Source organism: Paenibacillus sp. PAMC 26794 (assembly GCF_000316035.1).
Lineage (GTDB): Bacteria > Bacillota > Bacilli > Paenibacillales > Paenibacillaceae > Paenibacillus.
This window is the reverse complement of record NZ_ANHX01000091.1, coordinates 122,462-146,538: the sequence shown is the minus strand read 5'-3', so window position 1 is coordinate 146,538 and position 24,077 is coordinate 122,462. Positions and strand designations below refer to the sequence as shown.

Annotated in this window: 15 protein-coding genes; 3 read left to right on the top strand and 12 right to left on the bottom strand. The window is 47.1% G+C overall.

What is annotated here, in order from left to right; all coding sequences use genetic code 11:
* Window positions 1–21 precede the first annotated feature (21 nt).
* The 8 genes from D829_RS0129135 to D829_RS0129100 form a co-directional block, all read right to left on the bottom strand.
* Window positions 22–1,341: a glycoside hydrolase family 125 protein gene (locus D829_RS0129135; RefSeq protein WP_017692445.1), complete on the bottom strand. Its 1,320-nt coding sequence runs from the start codon at window positions 1,339–1,341 to the stop codon at window positions 22–24.
* 295 nt (window positions 1,342–1,636) lie between these two features.
* A complete protein-coding gene (locus D829_RS0129130) occupies window positions 1,637–4,843 on the bottom strand; it encodes an alpha-mannosidase (protein ID WP_017692444.1) in 3,207 nt (1,068 codons plus the stop codon).
* Between the two features lie 4 nt (window positions 4,844–4,847).
* Window positions 4,848–7,268: a glycoside hydrolase family 3 N-terminal domain-containing protein gene (locus D829_RS0129125; RefSeq protein WP_017692443.1), complete on the bottom strand. Its 2,421-nt coding sequence runs from the start codon at window positions 7,266–7,268 to the stop codon at window positions 4,848–4,850.
* Between the two features lie 36 nt (window positions 7,269–7,304).
* Entirely contained in the window at window positions 7,305–8,225 is a 921-nt protein-coding gene (locus D829_RS0129120; RefSeq protein WP_017692442.1) for a carbohydrate ABC transporter permease, read from the bottom strand.
* 24 nt (window positions 8,226–8,249) lie between these two features.
* Window positions 8,250–9,179: an ABC transporter permease subunit gene (locus tag D829_RS0129115; RefSeq protein ID WP_017692441.1), complete on the bottom strand. Its 930-nt coding sequence runs from the start codon at window positions 9,177–9,179 to the stop codon at window positions 8,250–8,252.
* Window positions 9,180–9,256: 77 nt separating this feature from the next.
* Entirely contained in the window at window positions 9,257–10,729 is a 1,473-nt protein-coding gene (locus D829_RS0129110) for an ABC transporter substrate-binding protein (protein WP_017692440.1), read from the bottom strand.
* Between the two features lie 281 nt (window positions 10,730–11,010).
* The gene (locus tag D829_RS0129105) at window positions 11,011–12,525 is read right to left on the bottom strand and encodes a response regulator transcription factor (RefSeq protein ID WP_017692439.1); all 1,515 of its coding nucleotides are present in this window, start codon (window positions 12,523–12,525) and stop codon (window positions 11,011–11,013) included.
* A gap of 1 nt (window position 12,526) precedes the next feature.
* Window positions 12,527–14,314 carry a sensor histidine kinase gene (locus D829_RS0129100; RefSeq protein ID WP_085981473.1) on the bottom strand — a complete coding sequence of 596 codons (1,788 nt, stop codon included), beginning with the start codon at window positions 14,312–14,314 and terminating at the stop codon, window positions 12,527–12,529.
* Between the two features lie 360 nt (window positions 14,315–14,674).
* Between D829_RS0129100 and D829_RS0129095 the strand changes: the two genes are divergently transcribed.
* Entirely contained in the window at window positions 14,675–17,488 is a 2,814-nt protein-coding gene (locus D829_RS0129095; protein ID WP_017692437.1) for a hypothetical protein, read from the top strand.
* Window positions 17,489–17,591: 103 nt separating this feature from the next.
* Here the strand turns inward: D829_RS0129095 and D829_RS0129090 are convergent, their stop codons facing one another.
* Together D829_RS0129090 and D829_RS0129085 are read right to left on the bottom strand one after the other, a co-directional pair.
* Complete coding sequence (locus D829_RS0129090; RefSeq protein WP_017692436.1) at window positions 17,592–19,127, bottom strand: helicase DnaB; 1,536 nt, start codon at window positions 19,125–19,127, stop codon at window positions 17,592–17,594.
* Between the two features lie 383 nt (window positions 19,128–19,510).
* On the bottom strand, window positions 19,511–19,804 hold the full coding sequence (locus D829_RS0129085; RefSeq protein ID WP_017692435.1) for a YuiB family protein: 294 nt from the start codon (window positions 19,802–19,804) through the stop codon (window positions 19,511–19,513).
* A gap of 227 nt (window positions 19,805–20,031) precedes the next feature.
* Between D829_RS0129085 and hemQ the strand changes: the two genes are divergently transcribed.
* On the top strand, window positions 20,032–20,778 hold the full coding sequence (gene hemQ, locus D829_RS0129080) for a hydrogen peroxide-dependent heme synthase (RefSeq protein ID WP_017692434.1): 747 nt from the start codon (window positions 20,032–20,034) through the stop codon (window positions 20,776–20,778).
* Window positions 20,779–21,034: 256 nt separating this feature from the next.
* Here the strand turns inward: hemQ and D829_RS0129075 are convergent, their stop codons facing one another.
* Both D829_RS0129075 and D829_RS0129070 read right to left on the bottom strand, forming a co-directional pair.
* On the bottom strand, window positions 21,035–21,289 hold the full coding sequence (locus D829_RS0129075; protein ID WP_017692433.1) for a hypothetical protein: 255 nt from the start codon (window positions 21,287–21,289) through the stop codon (window positions 21,035–21,037).
* Window positions 21,286–22,479, bottom strand: coding sequence for an NAD(P)/FAD-dependent oxidoreductase (locus D829_RS0129070; protein ID WP_017692432.1), 1,194 nt, complete (start codon window positions 22,477–22,479; stop codon window positions 21,286–21,288). The genes D829_RS0129075 and D829_RS0129070 overlap by 4 nt, the downstream gene beginning before the upstream one ends.
* A 524-nt stretch (window positions 22,480–23,003) precedes the next feature.
* On the opposite strand from D829_RS0129070, the gene D829_RS0129065 reads away from it, so the two are divergent.
* On the top strand, window positions 23,004–24,005 hold the full coding sequence (locus tag D829_RS0129065) for an NAD(P)/FAD-dependent oxidoreductase (RefSeq protein WP_017692431.1): 1,002 nt from the start codon (window positions 23,004–23,006) through the stop codon (window positions 24,003–24,005).
* The last annotated feature ends 72 nt before the right edge of the window (window positions 24,006–24,077 follow it).

The following is a 24,077-nucleotide window of genomic DNA, read 5'->3' as shown; positions in this document are numbered from 1 at the left end:
TTTTATCATTAGGCTGGATGCTCATAGCAGGCCATCCTTCATGGATTTATAGACCAACTGGGAGAACAGACTGTTAGACCATGCAAACCATTTTCGTGTAAAAATCGTTGGATCATCAGCGTGGAAGCCTTCATGCATATAACCTGTATCTGCATCTGTCGCTTCGAGCATGCGGATAATCTCTAGTTTCTCCTCGGCAGACTGCGCCGTCAGTCCCTGCATGGATAAGCCCATATGCCAGATGTAATCCGGTGGTGTGTGCGGGCTACCGATCCCTTTGGCAACCTTGCCCTCATAATAGAACGGGTTCTCTTTGCTCAGAGCGAAGCGGCGCGTATTCTGGTAGATCGGATCATCCGCTGTGACGTAACCCAGATATGGAATGGACATGAGTCCTGGTGTACCCGCATCGTCCATGAGACAGTGGTTGCCATAACCGTCCGTCTCGTACGCATAGATCGGTCCAAATTCCGGATGACGATAAATCCCGTACAGCTGAATGCCGTGATCCACGTCCTGCTCCAGATCCTTCAATTCCTGCAAAAGTTCCATATCCCGGAACACCCACTCGGCAAACTCCTGCATTTGGCGCAGAGCTACAACCGCGAACATGTTGCCTGGAATGTTGTAGTGGAAATCACACGCATCATCACTGGAACGGAAGCCGGACCAGATCATACCCGTGTAGTTGACTGGCATACCTTTTCCGTGATTGCGCAGGGAATCTGTTGGGATACCGTTATTGCGAGTGAAGCGATATGGAGATTGTTCCATGTGATGCTGTTCGACTTTGAACAGGTCCACGATTTTACGCATCGCTGCTTTGAAGCTTGAATCGAAAATGTCAGTCAGTTCGGTTTCCTTCCAATATAAATACGCCAAACGTACAACAAAACATAATGAGTCAATCTCAAATTTGCGTTCCCACACCCAAGGTGACATCTCGGTCTCGTCCGTAGTGTTCCAATGCCAGTCGTTAGCAGTCTCATTGAAGGCATTGGCATATGGATCGATGTGAACATACTGGATATGACGTTTGATCAGCCCGCTAATAATGCGCTGCAGATCCTCGTCTTCTTTTGCAAACGGAATGTAATGGACCACCTGCTCCACGGAATCACGCAGCCAGGAAGCCGGAATATCTCCCGTGATAACAAAAGTCGTACCGTCCTCCATCAACTTGGTTGTTGTTTCGATAGTGTTGGGGAAGCAGTTTTTGAATAATTGAAGCAGCTTCGGCCTGTGAGCTAGTTTCTGTTCGGCTTCTTCGAGCACGGCCTGAATGGATTGTGGCAAAGCTACAGGCGGCATTGGTATTTTGGGTAATCTGAACTGTTCCATGGATGAGTGCAACTCCTTAAACAAATTGAATGGTGTAGCTATACAAGATCAAGCTGAGAACATTCACACTAGACCACTACGATGACAGAATAACCTTCCGATCGCTGTTATCCCCAGATTTTTTTGATTCCCTTTTCTAAAGGGTAAAATCTGGGGATAGCGTATGCTTCCGATGTAGCTTTCTTTCAGAAAGCTTTTAGGCGAACGCTTCGCTTCTTCGAATTCTTTCTGTCCTCTCCGTTATCGTGTAAATTTTTAGTTGAACATGTATAGCTCAAAAATATTTCAAAAAGGTTTACCGCAGTAGCACGGTTTGTATTTGGTAAGGTTTAAAAGATAATGTAATCTGGCCATTGGTATGGGCCAGTGGTTGGATCGGTTCTTCCAGTGCGTTGGAGTGATACGCCTGTTCAAAGGCATGTGGCCATTGCAACGTGATGGTTTCGCGTTTGCCTGACGATTCATAGAAACGCAGCACGGTGCCTTGTCCATCCTCTGCCAATTTGACGGTATCTAGAATGACATGGTTACTATCAAAATCAATCCATGCTCCGGTTGCTGGGCGTACAGGGGCGGCATTAGCAGTTGCATCTGTGGTTGGATCGACTTCAGTCCCTCCGCTCTGCTGTACCTGCTCTATCTGCTGCTCTGGTTGTACCTGCTCCGTCTGTTGCACTTGTTTCACTTGATGTATCGTTACCTCATGATTCAGCTCAGCTGCCTGACGTACGGTGTGTGCTGTTCTCCAGTCTCCGTCGTGTGGATACAGGGAATAGGTGAATTCATGTTCTCCCAGATCGGCTGTGCGATCAGGCCATTTGGGTGCACGAAGTAAGGACAAACGAATGGTACTTCCCTGCACGTCATACCCATATTTGCAATCATTGAGCAGGCTCACACCGTATCCATATTCGGATACATCCGCGAAGCGATGTCCACAGACTTCATACTGCGCTTGTTCCCAGCTTGTGTTGCGATGTGTTGGGCGTTCCAGTGCGCCAAATGGAATCTCGAATGTTGCTTTGGAGGTCACCACATCAATCGGGAAGCCAACTTTCAGAAGTTTGTGATTTTCGTTCCAATTCACCTGTGTCTGGAAGTCGATACGTCGTGAATCATGATAAAAGACGATATCTTGTGTGATCACCGATTGATGAAGCTTCCAGCGGAAGCGCAGGACATCCTTTGTTGTACCCGCCAGCACCAGCTTTTTCTCCAACATTTCCACTTCGCCAGCAATCTGTTCCTCATAACGACTGTCGATATCCCATGCATCCCAGAGCGTTGGACGATCGTGGAAGAAGTGGAGTTGATTGCCACGTTCACCCGGCTTCAGCATCTCACGCTCCGCGGTTTTATCCCACAGACGGCTGATCTCCCCACGTTCATTGAACTGCACATGATAAAATGCGGTATCCCATGTATCATTAAAGGTTGGCCGCGCGGCAAGGTTTGTCATTTTCCCTACATTTGTTTCCCTTGTATTTTCCGGTACCAGCCAAATCGTCTTATATCCAAACGCCGGAATGTCCGTCACGAGAATAGACATACTGCCATCCTCCCGATCCATCCGCAAGCGCTGGCCTTCTTCATCAATGCCGTAGCGATCCAATTCATCCTGCACAGGAAGTTTAACGACTGCACTGCGTTTCCAGCCCAGGCTGTTGAATACAACATAGGCTAATGAACCTTCCGGTCCCTCTGTGTTGATACCCGTTGTCAATGCTGCAATGCCTTGATCCAGTCCGGTTCTGCCCAATTCAAATACCTGTACATATTCCTCATTCGAAGTGACGTAGGACTCCGTAATCGCTGATCCCGGAATAATATCATGGAATTGATTCAGCAAAATTAATTTCCAGCCGTCATGCAGTGCTGAACGTACTTCAGCTTCGGTATTCGCCTCCATATCTGGCAGAGCGAGTGTATTCCACAATTCAGCTTCACGATATAGAACTTCAGCTTTCCGATTGTTGCGCTTATTGCGCGCATGTGTCGTGTAGGTTCCCCGATGTAACTCCAGATACAGATCGCCATGCCACTTCGGAAGTACAGGCTGCTCCTTTTCAACTCCGGCAAAGAAAGCTCCAGCTGTACTATATCGACTGGCGGGCTGTCCTACCATCAGGTCTGAGCGATCCACATACTCCAGCATCTCGCGTGTTACGCCACCACCGCCATCTCCGTGTCCGTACAGAAGCATGTGCTCCGGATGCGCGGCTTTCTCACGGTACGACTGCCAGTGATCATGAATGTCCTTAGGCAGCGTGTGCTCGTTAACACCATGATTGAGGTAAGACAGAATGGGTGTTCCGTCAATGCCCACCCAGTGGAAGAGATCGTACGGAAACACATTTGTGTCATTCCATCCGAGCTTTGTTGTCATGAAATACTCCACATTGCCATGCTTCAAAATCTGCGGCAGGGAGGCACAGTACCCGAACGTATCCGGTAGCCATTCAATCTGTGATGTCTTGCCGAACTCTTCCATATAGAAACGCTGACCATATAACATCTGGCGAATCAGGGACTCCCCGCTCGGGATGTTCAGATCCGGCTCCACCCACATGCCGCCAACCAATTCCCAGCGACCTTCTGCAATCCGCTGCTTCACCCGTGCATACAGCTCAGGATCATGTTCCTTCAGAAACGCATATAGTAAGGGTTGGCTCTGGGAATAGACATAGTCCGGATATTCATTCATGAGTGCATCTACGGTGGAGAAGGTACGACTCGTTTTGCGTACCGTCTCGCGTACAGGCCACAGCCAGGCAATATCAATATGGGACTGTCCCACCATATGCTCCAGACCTTCCGCGTTGCCACCAATCTCACGCACATGATGCTTCAGATTATTCTCAATCTGACGAATACCCTCTCCATGCTCAATCTCTTCTACTGACATGCCTACAAATTGATCCATCGCACGATACACCAGTTCTAACAGGCGAACCCGCCGAAAGTCACTTTCCGGTAGCAACACAGCCGAATCACGCACAATAATGACGGTACACATCAGACTGCGAACTGCTTCATTTGGTCTTACCAACAGGCTCGTAATCGATGTGATTGGCGGCTGAATAACCGCCTGTTGATTCAAAGGGTCCACGGGTTCAGGTACTGGATCAAACATCTCGATCTCCAGTTCCGGATTGATTCCAACTTTGTACGGATCAAGGGTGACGTAGGTGTGATTGCGGTCAAGACCCTGATAAGAGTGCCCATTTACCCGAAGCAAGCCTTCTCCGCCTGTCTCAAATACAAGCCCATAAGGTGCTTGCTGCCATGTAGCAGGGATCTCCAAACGTGTTCTAAAAAAATAAGTCGTTCCCTGTTTGCTCGGAAAACGCTCAAAATCTTGCCCTTCGGGGTACTCACCCTGATCCTCATACTGTCCTGGCACATGATAATAAGCGCGGGTAATGTCCCAGCTGCGCAGCTGTAATTGCTCCAGCCACTGATGTTCGGACAATTCGCGAATAAATCGTCTGATACGTTCCAACGTCTTACGCCTCCCTTACAGTCAGTTCGGCCATTTGCGTATCGTTTACGCTGCTGCCGATATGAATATGGAATTGTCCCGGTTCAACGACAGGCTTCAAATCACGACCAATATACTGCAGCTGCTCGGCCCCGATGTGGAATTCCACGGTCTGTGTCTCTCCAGGCTCCAGCTTCACTTTTGCAAACCCCTTCAGTTCCTTGGCGGGACGAGTCAGGGAGCTAACCACGTCAGATATATACATCTGTACAACCTCTGCACCTGCATAACGGCCAGTGTTGGTCACATTCACCGATATCGTAACTGAATCATCAGTTGTCATGGATGCAGCACTCAGCTGAGGTTCGCTGTACTCATATGTGGTATAACTCAGTCCGTATCCAAATGCATAACGTGGCTCCAAGTCCTCTTCGAGGTAACGCTTGCCTCGGGAACGTTTGCCGTTATAATAGATCGGTAATTGTCCGACATGCTTCGGAATGGAGATCGTCAATTTGCCTGACGGATTCACATCACCGAATAAAATATCTGCAATGGCATGCCCGCCCTCTTGACCCGGATACCACGCCTCCAGAATCGCATCGGCATGTTCATCTACCCAAGGTTCAGTGATGGGACGACCATTAATGTAAACAACGACAAGCTTCTTGCCGAGCTTGTGAATCTCCTGAATGAGTTCCAACTGTACTCCGGCAAGACCCAACGTCATACGGTCGATCCCTTCGCCACACTCCATATCATTCCATGAGTTATCCGATACATTGGAAGCGCCCGTTTTCAGATCAATCGTTCCTTCTCCAAAGTCACGCGCACTGGAACCGCCAACCACCATAATGACCGTATCCGCCTGGCTGGCAACTTCGATTGCACGCTCAAATCCTTCTTTCGAATCACCTTTGATCCGGCAGCCTGGTGCATAAAGTACCTCGGATGAATCACGCTCTAGATCACTTGCCAAATTCTTCGCAGCATGATTATCCCCATATCCAGCCGGACGGTCATCCTTTTCATGCATCCCATGACGATCAGCGACCTCGTTCGTGTGCTCAAGAACACGGTTAGCCAGCTTAATCCGAATCCCATCCAGCACGGTAGCTACTTTGGATTTCGGTTGTGGCGACGTGTAATCGCCGAGTTGATTGTAAGCCTGGTCCGCATTTGGGCCAATGACGGCAATCCGGCCCACATTGGCTATCGATAGAGGTAACGTGTCAGCCTCATTTTTGAGCAACACAACCCCTTCCGCAGCCAACTGGCGTGCCAGCTGAACATGCGCTTCACTGCCAATGACTTCTGCTGCCTGATCGGCATCCACATAAGGCTGTTCGAATAAACCCAGTCTGAACTTCAATGCCAGCACACGAGAGACAGCCTGATCCAGAATCTTCACATCAAGCTTGCCTTCTGCCACCGCCTGCACCAGATATTGCCCAAACATCTCACCGGACATTTCCATATCGATGCCTGCCTCAATCGCCTGTACGGAAGCTTCCATTCCATCTGCCGCGACATCATGCCCACTTGCCAGCATATTGATCGCGCCACAATCCGTAATGACCAGACCGTCAAAGCCCCAATCCTTACGCAATACATCTTCCAGCAATTCCGTATTCACGGTGCAAGGCGTGCCGTCAATTTCGTTATATGCCGGCATGATCGACGCAGCGCCAGCTTCCACCGCTTTGCGGAATGGATAGAGATCCACTTCCAGCAGTTCGCGCCAGCCCATATGTACAGGCCCTGCATTACGTCCACCTTCCGAGCTGCCATAACCAACAAAATGTTTCAGCGTTGCCGCTACTGTATCTCCACGGTCAAGACTTTCACCCTGAAGCCCTTCTACGGAAGCAACTGCCAACTCTCCAATGAGAAACGGATCTTCACCGAAACATTCCTCCGTACGTCCCCAGCGCGGATCACGCACAACATCTAGTACCGGAGAATAGGTGACCGCACCACCTTGAGCACGTGTCTCCCGTGCTACTGCCCGGCACATCTCCTGATACAGATCCACATTCCAGGTGCTCCCCAGTAAAAGGGGGATAGGATAGACTGTTCCGTCAATGGCCATATGCCCATGCGAGCACTCTTCCCCGATCAGAATGGGAATCCCTAGTCTGGAATGTTCTATTGCATAACGTTGAATTAGATTGACCGCCTCAGCGCCTTCTCTGGCGGATAGTCCATTTTCCAGCGTAACGCCAGTCCACGGATCTGCGCGAAGTGCACCATAGAGGGAGCCGATGCCCCCATTTTCCACTTGCTGTTTAAAGGAATCATTTAACGTGATGTTCCCTTGATCATTCGTATATGTCTGCCAGCCAAATGGCTGAGTGAGTTGGCCTACCTTTTCTTCCGTAGTCATCAGGCTAAGCAGGTGTTGTACCCGTTCCTCTACGGATTTGCTTTGATCCTTGTAAGTCATCAATCTGCATCTCTCCAATCCTATAACGTGATCCGGTTATTCTTTGACCGCGCCCACCGTCAGACCCTGTACGAAATAACGCTGGAAGAAAGGATAAGCGAATATAATCGGCAACGTAGCAAGCACAACCATCGCCATTCGGGACGTATCCTGCGGAATGGACTGCATGGCTGCCAGACTCATTGAACTGTTAGCAGAGTTCTGCTGGATAAATTGTATACTCGATTCAATCCGCATTAACATAGATTGCAGTGGTACCAGATTCGGATTATCGATGTATAACAGCGCATTGAACCAATCATTCCAGTAACCGAGTGTACTGAACAACCCGATGGTTGCCAGTCCCGGCAAGGAGAGTGGAACCACGATTTTCATAAAGGTATAGAACTCACCGGCGCCATCAATCTTCGCCGATTCAATGACTGCATCCGGTACACTGGTGGAGTAGAATGTACGCAGGATCATAATATAGAAGGCATTCATCGCCAGCGGCAGAATCAGTGCCCATAACGTATCTTTCAACCCAAGCAGCTGGGATACGACCATATAGGTTGGAATCATCCCGCCGTTGAACAGCATGGTAAGAATTGCAAAGATGGAGAAAAATCTCCGATATCTGAAGCTCTTGCGGGAAACCGCATACGCATACAGTGACATGAGAATCAGACTGATAATAGTACCAAGTACCGTCACCAGAATGGTAACTCCATACGCCCGCAGCAGCGTGTCCCCACTCTGCCAGACAAACTGATATGCCGCGAGACTCCATTCTGCCGGAATCAGACGATACCCATCACGTGCCAGTGCTTTCTCGTCCGTAAACGAGATGATGACTACAAATACAAAAGGAAATACACAGATCAGAGCGAATAGACCGGCAATGATGTTCATAATCACGTTCCAGCCGCTGGATACGTGGTGGAAGTCGCGTTTTTTAACGAGTTGAGCTTGAGCCATAGTGGTTCACTCCTTTCCCTTGTCCTAGAATAGGCTGCTGTCTTTATCTACTTTGCGAACAACATAGTTGGAGATAATAACAAGCACAAAGCCCACGACGGATTGATACAATCCGGCAGCCGTACTCATGCCAATCTCACCACTAGTTTTCAAACCACGATATACATACGTATCAATAACATTTGTCACAGAATAAAGCGTACCCGAATCCCTTGGTACCTGATAGAACAGTCCAAAGTCGGCATAGAAAATGCGCCCTACGGCCAGCAAGGTCATAATCGTGATGATGGGCGATAGCAACGGAATCGTAATATTGCGAATCTGCTGCCATTTGCTTGCTCCATCAATCATGGCTGCTTCATACAGTGATTTATCAATCCCCAGTATGGAAGCCAGATAGACAACGCTGCTATACCCGATGGTTTTCCATAACGCTACGAATACCAGAATATACGGCCAATATTTCGCCTCAGAGTACCACTGAATTGGTTCCATCCCAAACCAGCCGATAATCTGATTCAACATCCCGCGGTCCATGCTCAAGAAGCTGAATGCGAAGTAACCAACGATAACCCAGGATAGAAAATACGGCAGGAACATGCCCGTTTGATATAGTTTGGCGAGTCGTTTATTAACCAGTTCCGAGAGCAGGATGGCCAATGCCACAGAGAATACCAGCCCCAGGAAGATAATTGCGATGTTATAAAAAAGGGTGTTACGCGTTATTAGCCATGCATCACTTGTGCTGAACAGGAATTTGAAATTATCCCAGCCAACCCATTCGCTCTTTATCAAACTTGCCCAGAATCCTTCACGACTGAACCGATATTGCTTGAAAGCAGCCACGGTGCCCACGAGTGGCAAGTAGGAGAAGAAGAAGAACCAGATGGCGCCTGGCAGCACCATGAACAACATGACTCGGTTTCTAATCAGGTTTTTCAAAAATGTAGTCATTGTGGATATCCTCCTTCAGGCTTGAATAAAAAAGGACCGGACGCGATAAGCAGCCGCCCGATCCTTACGATGTACTGTTACTTGTTTTCCGCTCTCCAGGCATCCAGCTGGCTTTGGGCTTCAGCCATTACTTTCTCCAGTCCGGCTTGATTGAACTTCTCAATCACTTGATCCAGATTGGCTCCCGGGTCCAGTGTACCTGTCATCAGTGCTGCCCAATATTGCTCTTTCACGTTCTGTACCGCCGTCAGTTCGGACGATACATTGCTTGCATCAAAGTTAAAGCTGAGGATCGGGGAATTGATACCTTCAGCGTTAAACTTCTTGAACTCATCCCATTTGTTATCCGGGTCATTGCTGTTCAGATAGAGCAGCATATTGTTCCCAAGGGAGTATGAAGGCATATCGTAGTTTTTCGATTCAGGCAGATTTTCCATATGCGTGTCATCCACTTTTTTGTAGTGTGTGCCCTCGATACCGGAATCCACCATATTACGCAGCACAGGATCTGTATTCAGCAGGTTCAGGAACTCCATCGCTTTCTCTGGATATTCCGAGTTGGCCGAGATCGCCATAATAGAGCCTTGTACAGAGGTATTTGTTATAATTGCTTCACTTGCAGGTGTTGAAACGACTTGATAACCGTAACTTGCAGACCATTGATTATCCGCGAGCGGCTGTGTCTGTGCACGATCCAGGAACCAGTTGCCTGATGTCGTCAGATCATTGGTGGAACCTGTTGTTGCCGCTTCTGCCGATACATAACCAGCCTTGTAGTATTTGTGCATCGTAGTAAGTGCTTCTTTCATTTCAGGTGTTTCCAATATGTTCACGAGCTTATAGTCTGTTGTATCCAGCTTGATTGCCATTGGCAGATTCTGAATGACATAGTCATACGGCACGTAAGGAACATAGTTCTTATCCATGGCAAAAGGTGTTACACTCGTCTCGTTTTCCTTGATCGTTTTCAGTAAAGGCTCCAGACTGTCTAACGTACGAACGCCCGAGATGTCCAGCTTGTATTTATCAACCAGCATTTGGTTAAAACGCCATACCTCTTGTTGAGGCAGTTCTTTGTTGGCTGGAATTCCGTAATTGTGTCCGTCTACCTTCGAACCGCTGAGGAATGCAGGATCAATGGTCTTGGTGATATCCTGACCGTATTTAGCAAGCAAGTCATCCAGTTCAAGGAATGCACCTTTTCTGGCATTTTGTACATAATCGAATCCACCAGAAGAGGTGAACAGAATGTCCATTGGCTCACCGGATGCTACGTTAACCTGCATCTTCTGCGGGTAGTCACCCCAGTCAACCATCTTCATCGTTACCGTGGCATTAATTTTCTCTTTGGTATACTTGCTCACTTCTTCCATCACTTTGTTGACGTCTTTCTGAGGGGTACCGATGGTATACCAGATCAACTCTACCGCGTCATCACCAGCTCCTTCGGATTCCGAAGCATCTTTGCTTCCTCCACAGGCACTAAGAACAAGTGTAACGGCCATTAACAATGCAAGAACGAGTGAGAAGCGTTTTCTTTGTTTACTCATTTCTTTGATCCTCCCTTTTCGTGTTCCTTTAGGCTCTACTTACTAACTGCTTTAACCTTATCGAATGAAAGCATTTACAAAAAGAAGATAAACTTAAGTTTTCGAGGTACAAATTAAAGAGAAATCGTCCTTGGGTAACTATTTGGTACCTATTTCAATAAATCGCTTACATGAAAGAGACATGCCGGGTAACGTATGCCATGATTTTCATCCATGCCATTCCTGTTCCCGATATGTCTCTTGGCTCTCTGTCCGCATAGTTGGATCTACCCGTCACCGAATTAACCAAACACCTTGTAATCAGTCGGTGAAATTCCCACATATTTGCGGAACTGTTTATAGAAATACCCTGTCTCCCAGTACCCTACATTTCGGGCGATCTCATGTACCTTCAGATTGGAATTACGCAATTGCTCCTTCGCACGTTCAATCCGGTATTTGTTGATATATTCGGCAAACGTCTCTCCGGTTTCCTTATGGAACAATTGTCCCAAATACACCGGATGCAGATGATAGTGGGCACCCAGCAGCTTCAGGGAAAGCTCTTCTGCATAGTGTTTGTCGATATGCTGAAGCACCTGGTTCACAATTGGATTCTTCAGATCCTGCAATAGGGATTGGATCGTCTGCGACCCAACCTGCTGAAGCGCCCGCACGAGTTCATCAAAAGTGCCACTGTCCAGTACAAGTTGAAGCCCTTGTTGGTATATGGCAGACTCATCCGAGTGTTTGATGCTCTCCAGTTCCATTTTGAAGCGAATCACAACTTCCAGTGCGGTATTCTGTAACTCCCCAGGTGTAAGCCCATCGCGATGCTGTTCAAAATCCATGCGAATCCTGTCGGCAAGTTGTTCTGTATTGCGGGACAGAATGAGTTTGGCGTATTCCCTCCAATCAATGAAAAAGGTCGCCGTGGAACTTCCGCATCTTTCCAGTATGGCATGGTCGATGACTTTAAGATCAGGATAAATCATCACATACTGGAGTGCCTTTTTGGCCTCGGCATAACTGGTCGGCGCATGGTATAGCCCTTTCATCAATCTGCCTGCTCCAATGCGTGCCGCCGGATGGGTTACGGTTATTTCATCAGATAATGCCTGCAGACCATCCATCAACTTCTGTTCCTCGTCACTCGTACCCTGAATATTCGCAATAATGACGATGTCTCCATCAATATCATGAAATACGTTCAGATGGCGTCTGTCTCTAAGCATCTCCTCTACACGTTCGAACATACCAGAAGCTTGCCCTTTGTCACGCAGAATGGCCACGGCAACATCAGGTGCATCCAGCGAAAGGTTCATAAACTGGGCGCGTTCCTCAAATTCAGTAGCTGCAATCTGTCCGGTAAGCCATCGATGAAGAATGTTATCTTTCAGAATCTGAATACCATAAGCATCATCGGCTTGAGGTGACACCATATGATCCAGCTTGGACGCTGTGTTGCTCAGCGTGGATTCCAGTTCCTCCACATTAATCGGTTTGAGTAGATAGTTTTCGATCCCCAGCTGCATGCCTTCCTTCAAATATTCGAACTCATTGAAACCACTCAGGATAATGACCTTAATCTCAGGTTGCACTCGCCTTGCTTCCCGAATCAGGTCTAGACCATTCATGAGTGGCATGGATATATCCGTAATCAGAATGTCCACAGGCTGAGAAGAGAGCGCGTGTAAAGCCGCCTGCCCATTACCTGCATGGCTCACAATTTCCATACCAAATGAAGACCAATCCACAATATCGTATAAGCCTTCAATGATGAATGGCTCATCGTCCACAATAAACACCTTGTACATACTACACACCTGTCCCTTCTGTATGTGGATAACGCACCCTGATCCGTGTTCCTTCTCCGAGGGTGCTCTCTATGGTGATACCGAACTCTGGCCCATACAGGAAGCGCAATCGACTATGAACACTGCGCAGCCCGAACATCTGACCGGACTCTTCAGGACGTTCCAGTTCTTCAAGGATTTCCGTCAGGCGTGCAGGATCAATGCCTTTGCCATTATCTCTGACTTCCACCTGCACCACATCATCCGTCTCTTCCACAAAAATCGATAAGCGGTTATCCGAACGTTCCGTCTGAATACCATGCACGACATAATTCTCAATGATGGGTTGTAGCGAGAGTTTCACCACAGGGTGTTGATAATAAGCAGCATCGATCTGGATCGTATATATGAAGATATCCTTGTAGCGGATTCGGAATAACTCCAGATACAAGCGGCAAGCTTCCATCTCATCCTTCAGCGTATAGTTTTTCTTCTGCTGTACCAGGCTCTTGAACAATACGGATAGGCTATAGATCATCTCGCCGACGTCTCTCGCCCCCTGGGATATGGCCCTCATCCGAATCACTTCAAGCGTATTGTAGAGAAAATGAGGGTTGATACGCGCCTGTAATGCGACCAGTTCAGTCTCCTTCTGTTTGATCTCGGCTTTGTAGACCCGTTCAATGTACAGATTCAGCTCATCCAGCATGTCGTTGAAGCTATGCGAGATCTGCCCCAGTTCATCATCACGCGGATCGTCGATGCGAGCCGTCAAGTTGCCATATTTTACTTTCTGCGTGAAGCGAATGATTCGACGGGTTCGTTTGGCAAAGTTAATAATAAAAAATGCCGGAACCAGCACGGCAAACAGAATACATACGATACTGATCGAGATGATGGTATTGCGAATACCTGCATAGGTTTCAGCCATCTCTTCTACCGGAACCGTGCCAATGACCACATAGCCCTGATCCGCAGAGACAAACTTGTTCACATACATGTTCTGTTTCTTTTTCATCGAATCCATATCCGTCTGATCAAACAGGGAATCGGCCACATTCACGTAGGGGTACTGCTTTCCGTAATACTGATTGTTGGAGTCGAACAAGACTGTGCCTTTGGCCGATAACACCACGATTTCTCCCTTGAGATTGCTCTCGTAGTTATCCAGCGCGTTACCGATTCCCTCCGAGTCAAAGAAGACGAGAAGCTGGCCCAGATTACGAAGAGTCTGTGTATTGTTAATCGGTACGCGGATGGAATAGAGCGCAGGGTCCCATTGATTGATCTCTTTGCGAATCCAGTAATTGGGTGCGCTGATATTGGGCGTTTCCATCGCCATCACGTCAGGAATATAGGAATGGGCTACATTGGTGTCCAGCTTGCGGAATTGCTTGTGTTGATTAAAGGTAGACAGATCCTGCTGCTCGGCGCTATACAACATGAGTTGGTTAATCTGCGAATTACGATCCATAATGTTCTGAAAATGTTTCAACACATCCGCCGAATAGTCGTCCTGGTTGGCATAATATCCATTCGTCATGTGCTGAACATATTCAGCGTACGAATGATTCATCAGGTAAGTCATGTTGGCGGAAAGCGCCTCATTCTGATGCATGTCTCTCACCATGTTTTGCACCGATTCATATTGCTGATGAATGGTTCGATCCACGTGTTCCATCGCCGCTTTCTGGATCGCCAGTTCTCGGCGAATCGTGGAGTCGGACACCGACAGGAAGATGATATAAGACAATGTAATGATCGTGACAATGGATATCATCGAGAAGATCAGCAGCATTTTCATAAACATATTATTTTTGAAGAAATTATTGTAAACGCTAACAATTTTCAAGTCGCATGTTCCCTCCGATGCTGTCTTATAAGCGTGGTGTATGCTTTCGAAGTAGCTTTCTTGCAGAAAACTTGTAGCTTCGCTTTTTCGGTTTTTTCTATCCTCTCCGTTTTCGTGTAAATGAGTAGTTTAACTTATATAGAATTATATCATCAGGCTTCTGACATTAACTTGTCACCTGCAACTTTTCTTTAGTTTGTATCTGTGTTTCTTTAATTTTACCCTATTTAAAAACGCTTTCATCCACTATCGTTAACCATAAGTTTAGTTTTGTGTAAAAGAATACCTTACATTCATTCCACTTGAAGGAGGAACAGCATGACACGCAAACTCAAACCGAAAGGCATCATTCCCAAGGTAACCGCCATGGTCCTGACTACGGCTCTGATTGGACAAGTTGTTGCATCATCCGTTTATGCCGGAGACACGCTCCCTTACACCGGTGAAAGTGCCAAAGGGGTGAATCAGCCCTATCAACACGGATACACCTCGGCCCAGATTCTGAACTGGACACCGGAAAGTGATATCTATGGCGATTTACTACGTGCCCATGTTCCCTTGCAGCCCCGTAATGAAGCGTTCGCTGCCACACAGGAGCTTAGTCCAGACACCCAACTGTTCACAATGAGTGGTGATTACGGCAATGCATTTTTCGATAGCACACCTTATACCAATGAATTCAGCCAGTACCTCTTCAATTATTGGCAATATACAGACTACTACAGCTATTGGCACGGCATGGCCTCTGCGGGAGTACCTGAGGAGCTGTATGACCCGAGTAAAGAGTGGACGGAGAAATACTTCGAGTTTGGTATTTTGAACATTCCGAATCCGGCCTACACCAATGCAGCCCACAAGAACGGCGTTAAGTCCATTGCTAACATCTTTTTCTCAGACAATGACCGTGGACCACAGACGTACAAACAAATGCTGATCCAGGATGAAAACGGTAATTTCCCTGTGGCCGAGAAACTGGCCGAGATGGCAGAATACTACAACTACGATGGATATTTCTTCAATCAGGAAGAGGTTGCCCGGGGTGTAGCCCCTGAGGATATCGCTTCCTACAAGAAATTCATGAAATATCTAAGAGATGAAGGTCTGTACGTCCAATGGTATGATTCCACCGTCAATACAACGGGCAAGATTCAGTATCAGAACCAATTTAATGGAGTTAACAGCCCCTTTGTGCAGGATTCCGCTCTCGGCAGAGTTTCGGATTCCATCTTCCTGAACTATGTATGGAACCACAAGATGCTCCGCGATTCCCGTGATCATGCCCTTAGTCTGGGACTTGATCCACTGGAAACCGTATTTGCTGGTGTTGAAGGTGGACATGACAAATTCGGCCGCTGGAAGCAGTCCTATGACCTGCGTCATAATCTGGATGAGAACGGTCAGCCCATGAACAGCATCGCAACACTGGGTGCCGACTTTACCCACAATGCTCTGGATGAAGAGATGGGCGATGGCAGCACCAATCACCGAGCCGAGGATGAGTATCAGTGGATGACCTTTGTACGCGATCGTGCGTGGTGGTCAGGGCCGAATCAAGACCCGACAGATGCACGTCGTAATGCGTCTGCCGATCTGTCGGACGTATATGCTTCCGGCGCAAACTGGGATGGGATTGCCGCTTATCTTACCGAGCGATCCGTCATCAACGGCTCTAATTTTGCGACCAGCTTCAATACAGGTCACGGACTGAAATATTATGAAGACGGCGCCGTCTCGAACGATAAAGAATGGTCAAATATCAACATTCAGGATATCCCTGTCACTTGGCAATGGTGGATGGATAGTAAAGGTGACAAGCTCAGTGTTGATTTTGACTACGGTCCATCTTACGAGAAAGGCGCAAGGTACACATATGACTCCATTGGCGCGTTTAATGGCGGCAGCTCTCTCGTGGTGAACGGTACACTCAACGCGGACAACTTCCTGCGCCTGTACAAGACCGATCTGTCCGTCAACGGACAATCCAAACTGGAGCTGACGTATAACAAACCGTCGACTAGTGACGCTTCCTCCCTGCATGTTGGGTTGATCTTCGAAGATGATCCATCCAACGTGGTCAACGTAAATGTGCCTAATGCAGGCCAGCATACGGAAGGCTGGAAGACCGCTTCACTGGACTTGAGCGCCTATCAAGGCAAGACCATTGCCGCTATGGGACTATCCTTTGACCCGAATGGCAAAGCGATTGAGAATTACCAGATGAATATTGGCGAGATCCGCATTTCCGACGGTTCAGCGGCTGTACCGGATGCACCGACCGGATTCCATATTGCCAAAGCACTGACCAACACCGATGAACTGGTTGTCGCATGGGACATGAAGGACTATTCAGAGGTCAAACAATACAATTTATATGAAAATGGCGCCTATGTAGGCGGCGTGTATGATTCCACTTTTTATATCAAATCGCTAAAACAGCCGTCTGGTGAACTGTCTATACGTGCGGTTGGTGCAGATGGTACCGAAAGTGAAGCAACCGTCCTGCCTTATGATCTGAATGCAGCCGTTCAGAATATAGATGTGAAATTCAAACAGAATGGCGATGCTATTGTAAGCTGGAAAAACCCGAAGAAAGCGAAAGATACGGGCAAAGATAAAGATAAGAATACCGGTAAAGACAAGGATAAAAATAAAGACAAAGGAAAAGGCAACGAGTCTATTCAACTCACACTAGAAACAGAGTACACAAAAGAACCCTTCACCAAGTCAGTTCAGGTCAAAAAAGGAAAACAGTCTGCCATCTTGACCGGACTTCCGACCAATGGTGAGCATTACGTGCTGAACATCGCCATTAGCGGGCAGAAGCCGGTTACCCATACCGGACAGCTCGCAGATCTTCAGATTACACCATACGCCAAGGAAAAGGTCACGGTAAAAGATGGAAAGTACACGTTAGCCCTACCGGATCTGGAGGACTGGCACAAGATCTATGTATATGAAAATGGGGTGGCACGCGAGTTCGGAGTCACTTACGTTTCGCAGAAATTCCCGTATATCATTCGGGGTAGAACGAAGCTGAGTGAGCTGACCTTCACGCCATCGTCCGGCAACAGCCCGCTGAAGCTGGTTATTGAGGATTATGCAGGCAATCAGGCTACTACGATTCTGAGATAAAGACTCCAGATTCAAAAGTTTACTGACTTTTAGGTTTAGAAAAAAGGCGAGTCTCCATTCATCAGGAGACTCGCCTTTTGGGTTCTATTACATAAATAATAAATTAAGAAGTTCCCTTTTGCTTGCTTGCCTGCATCTGCTGAGCGAATCGCATCATCTCTTCGAACTCTTCCTCAGATACTGCGTCACCTTCGATGCCTATGTCTTGTACAATCGGAATTTCGGGTTTAGCTTTGGTTCCTTTGCCGTATGTACGGGTACGGGTTCCAGCTGCACCAGCAGCCTGTTTGCCTTTGACCTTGGCCTGATCACGAATATATTGAACAGCTTTCTCATATGAGTTCACCTGCTTGAGCAACATGTTGGAGGCAATGGCCTCAACGAAGTTACGGTTAATCCGCTGCTCTCCACCAGATACAAGCAATGCCATCAAATAATGAATCAATACATTGATGACTTCACCAGGCAACTTGTAGCTCAGATCAATTTTCTCAAATATATCGATCAGATTGTCCGGTACTGCTCCTGGGAAGAACGTCTGCAACAGACGCGTATACGGCTCATTACGCAACATCATATTATATTGATGAATATCACACTTGGTCATAAATTGTGGAGGTACTTCGACGTAGTATTCCATCTGTACCCCATGCTCAACAGGTGGTTCACCGGAGTCTTCTTTCCGTTCAGGCTCCTCCATATGCTGTCTCAGTGCCACGACCTTGGCTGCCTGTACAGTCTGTTGCTCATGCCGCTTCTTCGTCTGTCTGAACTGCATACTCGCCTTATGCTGAAGATCATCCAGAATCAGCTGGCCCTGTGGACTGAAGATATCATCTTCATCCAGCAGACGGCATACATCCTGCACACTGAGGTTAAACTTGTTCACGACATAATTTACAATGCCCAGTTGTTCATGATCGAATCGCAATTGTTCTACATGGCGGCGATTGACGGACTCCCGCGGGAAACGCAAAATAATGTCGGCATAGTTCAAACTGTTTTCTTCCGCTGCATCGTTCGTGCCTGTCCGCTGAGCCGTAGTCGATACTTCCGACAATGCTTGCTCCAACTCGTAATCAATCACATGGGTATTCAATTCAAATATATCGTAAAAGGGAACGGAAATATTCTCTTTATTGGCTGCCGGATAAGGTGCGTCCCCATTTTCCACTGCCGAGAAACCGGAACGCAGGGAAAGGACAGCGAATTTGCCAATCTTGTCACGAAGCAACAGTGTCAAATGCTGTGTCCGGAAAAATTCTACCGGAGAGAGCGGCGGTTGCAGCTCATATTCGTAAATGTAATCATCATTTTCCGGTATATATAGTCGTGAAGTCTGAAGTAGCCCCACTGCCTCAAGCTTGGATGTCTGCTCTAACAAATATTTGCGCCCTTTCTCACTTGGCTCCAAGCCAAGTGTCATGAACAGCCTCCGTTGCTGTTCAAGCGGCGAATAACCGACCTGTTCACCGGGAAGATGCTGAAACAACAGCCGATACAAGCCAACCGCAAAAGCACCTACCATGGGCTGATATGCTCCTGTAAGCATACGGTCATCCAGGGCGCTAAGTCCAAACTCCCTGTATACGCAGTAGCGATGATGTTCAGTATAATGGTGCAGATTCTTCATGCGCATAGCCTGATCTCCTTCTCCCCAAAAGTATGTTTATCTATTCTATCATAAATGTCTGATCCTCAAATGCTCAAAAACAGGTAAAAAGATGGCCTGTTCTCGCTCCGTTTCGTCCTAGGTCGACATCATTCACGTTTTCGCCGAATTCAGCAACTTTCGAAAAAACATGTCGAGAGTCGCTAGAATACTATAAAAGCTGTAGCCGCAGAATACAAGGGAATATCTGAAGAGAATGTTCTCCAGATGTATATGAAGTACAAGTGTACAATAATCCCTCTAATATAAATGAATAGCAAAAAAGCCTTCCCTTTGTACTCGTAAGCGTTTACGACAAAGACAAGACTTTCACGCGATTACAGTGGCATGTGTTACCTCTTTCCAACAATCTAAAACATTCTGTACCCACCCAAACGCAACTTCTGGATCGTCCAGCCACTGATTACCGCACCAGCCAGTCCAGCGATGCCCGTCATATAGTCTACAAGCTGGAAAGAACCCAGATGTGACATCAGAGATGACGAATGATCCCATAGAGAGTACACGACGACAGGCAAAATCACAATGATGAACAGATAGGAAGGAAACCAGGTGGTCTTCATCAGCATGTTCAGAATGAAACCGATACCAAACATCATAACGAAAAATAATACCATCAATACCAACACAGGTATAAATTGCATCGGGCGACATTCACCTCTTCTTTCACACATTCAGGTTTCACTTCTGGATAGTAGTTAGTGTACCGCAAAAAATGTGGCGAAGCAACGAACTTTCTGGACAAATTTCCCTATATTTATACTCTGTTCATTTGCCCTTCTGCTTCATGTTGGGATACAATGAAACGATAAAGCACTCACCCGTCCCTTATAGGGATTTGGAAATATACCTTGCAGGAGGAACACAACCAATGAACGAAGCCGCATCAACACTGGAGGGCTGGTATGCCCTGCATGATTTTCGCTCGATTAACTGGGCCGCCTGGAAAGCAGCAGATGATGAGGAACGTGCTGTAGCACTGGACGAGCTGGAAGAATTCTGGAAGGAATGGAAAGAAGTCGAGAATTCATCCCAAGGAAGCACGGTCGTTTATACCGTAGTGGGACAGAAGGCTGACCTTTGCATGATGCATCTGCGTGAAACGCTGGAAGATCTGAAGGCCGTTGAGAATGCGTTTAACAAAACGATGTTTGCTCAGTACACGACCAAATCGTATTCCTACGTCAGTGTAGTGGAACTGAGTAACTACCTTGGCAAAGAAGGCGAAGACCCGATGCAGAATCCGGAGATTATCGCCCGTCTGAAACCAGTTCTGCCGCAACGCCAATACATCTGCTTCTATCCGATGAACAAAAAACGTGAGCTGAATGACAACTGGTACATGCTGTCTATGGACGAGCGTCGCACCATGATGCGCAGTCACGGCATGATTGGACGCAGCTATGCGGGTAAAGTAAAACAGATCATTACAGGCTCCGTCGGTTTCGACGATTGGGAATGGGGCGTTACGCTGTTTGCGGATGATGCGCTTCAGTTCAAAAAACTCGTCTATGAGATGCGTTTTGATGAAGTTAGCGCCCGTTATGGCGAATTCGGTTCGTTCTATGTGGGAAGTCTGCTGAATGAGGAAAAACTGGAAGAGATGCTCAAGTTGTAAAAATAGCTCAACGCAAAATAAAGCACCGCGACATCTCCTGTAAAGGATATTGTCAGCGGTGCTTTATTTTGTATCAATATTCTACTACCTCAAGCTTGATTTAGATCTATATAGTTTGAACTATTTATTTATACAAAAAACGGAAAGGACAGAAAAAACCTGAAAAAGCGAAGCGTTCGCCTTTATCACCGGATTTTCCCTTTAACAAAAGGGAATCAAAAAATCTGGGGATAACAGCGATTGGAAGGTTATGTCTCTAATCCTCGTCCTCTTCATCAACCGCTTTCAGCGATTCGAGGAACTCGGCTGTGGCCCGGTCACGGTCACGACCCTTCTCTTTAAGCCGCTCAATCGCAGGCATAATGAGAATATCCACTTCTTTCTGCACGATGTAGGCCAGATCATACTGATCCTGTTCCTCCAGATAACCACCGACCTGCATCAGGGCGTTGTATCGATCCAGTTCCTCACGCGTTAATAGTCCCCGGACCTGAACACTGCAATGTCTCATCCAAAAAACCGCCCTTTCTTCAGGACTAACGGAATACCACCAATGATAAACAGATAACGCAGATCAACCAGCTTCTTCAACTGTGCCGCTTTCCAGCCCTTGTATTTCTTGCCGCCTACAACGGCAATAGCTTCACCTTTACCCAATGAGGCAACTGTGCCTTTGCTCGTAAATACAAAAGGTTGTGGCTGTTTCTTGCGAATGGATGCCACGACGTTCTTCGCACAGTTCACCCCCTGCTGCATTGCAATCTGGGCTGTTGGCGGATAAGGCAGTCCTTCCGGGTTAAATACAAGTGAATTATCACCGATGACATAGACATGCTCATGTCCAGGGGCACGCAGATAATCATCTACCTTCACACGTCCTCGCATCACTTCAAGACCTGCCTGTTCCAGCAGTGAATTACCGCGAATACCGCCGGTCCATACGACTGTAGCCGCATCGAGCTTTTCACCCTCACCCACAATAACACCGTCCGGGAGACATTGCTTGATTGGAACACCAATTTTGAAAGTAACGCCCTTCTTCTTCAGCACGTTCATCGCATGTTCTACCAATTCCGGGTCAAATCCAGGCAAGGCCGAAGGTGCTGCCTCTACATTATAGATGTGCACATGTTTTGGATTCACGTCGAACTCCTTGCACAGCTGTGGAATACGATCTGCAAGTTCAGCTACGAATTCAACACCACTGAAACCCGCTCCACCTACGACAAACCGAATACGATTTCGTTTGTTATCGTTTTTGTACATCGCAAATTGATATTCGATGTGTTCTCGAATCAATCTGACCGAGTTAATGCTGCGGATCGTCATGGCGTGATCGAGCATCCCCGGAATACCGAAGGTTTCAGGCTCACCGCCTAGTCCAATAATCAGATAATCATAGGATAACGTGCCGTCCTCCAGAATAATCTTCCGATCCTGCAGACGAATCTCCTTCACGGAAGACTTGACCAGATCAATCTTGAACTCATCAATCAGCTTCGAAATAGGGACTCTTGCATGCTCAATGGTATCCGTGCCGGCTGCCGGCATATGTAGATGTGTAGTAATATAATGATAATCATGCCGGTTCACCAATGTGACGTCGGCCTCGTTATAGTTCAATTCCTTCTGCAGCCGCTGGGCTGTCAGAATCCCGCCATAGCCCGCGCCGAGGATGACGATTTTGGGAATACTGCTCATGTCTATACCCCTTCCGGTTTCACTTGCATCAGCCCGATCTTGGGTGAGATGCAAAATGCACATACTTACAAATATTGATGAGGTCTTGCCCATTATGACGACAAATGTTAACTTCGCGAATTTATTTAAACGTTTGAATCAAAATTGATCCGTTTGCACGCAAGTTATCGTTTCCAGTTGTGAAATTAACCACAAGATTCTACAAAACACGGGATCTGTCTTCATATTACATATTGACTCTAAATTAGACAAAAAAACACATAGTACAGGTCAAGGATATCTGTATTTCTAGTAAAGATCAAGGTTTTTTTTGTTATTTTTCATAACCTTTCATTTCCAATTTCATCCTATTCTCATCTGATCTTCATCAATTGTTCCCAGTTTCGTGACGCCGCTAACTTTGCAACCCTGAATACACCGTTTATAATAGGAAAGACAGTTCAGCACCAATGCCGGTTACGATCTGTAGCCTGCACATTCCATCTGTTAACTACCTATTAAAATATGAAAGGTGTTGTTGATTCTTGACTGCACAGAATTCCAGTCATGATATGACTGATTTACTTATTATCGGGGGAGGCCCTGCGGGTCTGTTCGCCGCGTTTTACGGTGGGATGCGTCAGGCATCCGTTACACTGGTTGAAAGTATGCCACAACTTGGCGGACAGCTTGCCGCTCTTTACCCGGAGAAATACATCTATGATGTAGCCGGATTCCCGAAAGTAACGGCTCAGGAACTGGTGAATAACCTGGTTGAGCAAATGAGTCATTTTAACCCGAACATCCGCCTTGAAGAAAAGGTTGTATCGGTGGAGAAAAAGGATGAACAACATTTCGTCGTGAAGACGGATGAGAATGAATATCATGCCAAAGCCGTCATTATTACAGCTGGTGTAGGTGCATTCGAACCACGTCGCCTGGAACTTGAAGGTGCTGCCAAGTTTGAGAAGAGCAACCTGCACTACTTCATCAGTGATCTGAATGCCTTCGCTGGCAAAAAAGTACTGATCAGTGGTGGCGGTGACTCCGCGGTAGACTGGGCACTCATGCTGGAGCCTATCGCTGAGCAAGTGACGCTGATCCATCGTCGGGACAAGTTCCGTGCGCATGAGCACAGTGTCGAAAACCTGATGAATTCCAAGGTTAATGTTGTTACACCGACCGAAATCACGGAACTTCACGGAGATGACACCATTACCAAAGTAACCCTCTCCCATGTGAAAACCAAAGAAACTCAGGAAATCGAAGTAGATGACGTGATCGTTAACTTCGGATTTGTCTCTTCTCTCGGACCGATTGCCGAGTGGGGTATCGAAATTGACAGCAACTCCATCGTTGTTGATTCCCGCATGGAAACATCCATTCCAGGAATCTTTGCTGCCGGAGATATCACAACATACCCAGGCAAACTGAAGCTGATCGCTGTGGGATTCGGCGAAGCTCCAACAGCCGTCAACAATGCGAAGGTATACTTCGATCCGGATGCCAAGTTGTCCCCAGGACACAGCAGTAACATGAAACGCTAGTTTCACTGAAATAACATATATTGATACAAAAAAGGGTATCTTACTCCTGAGTGAATCCATATCAGGAGGGAT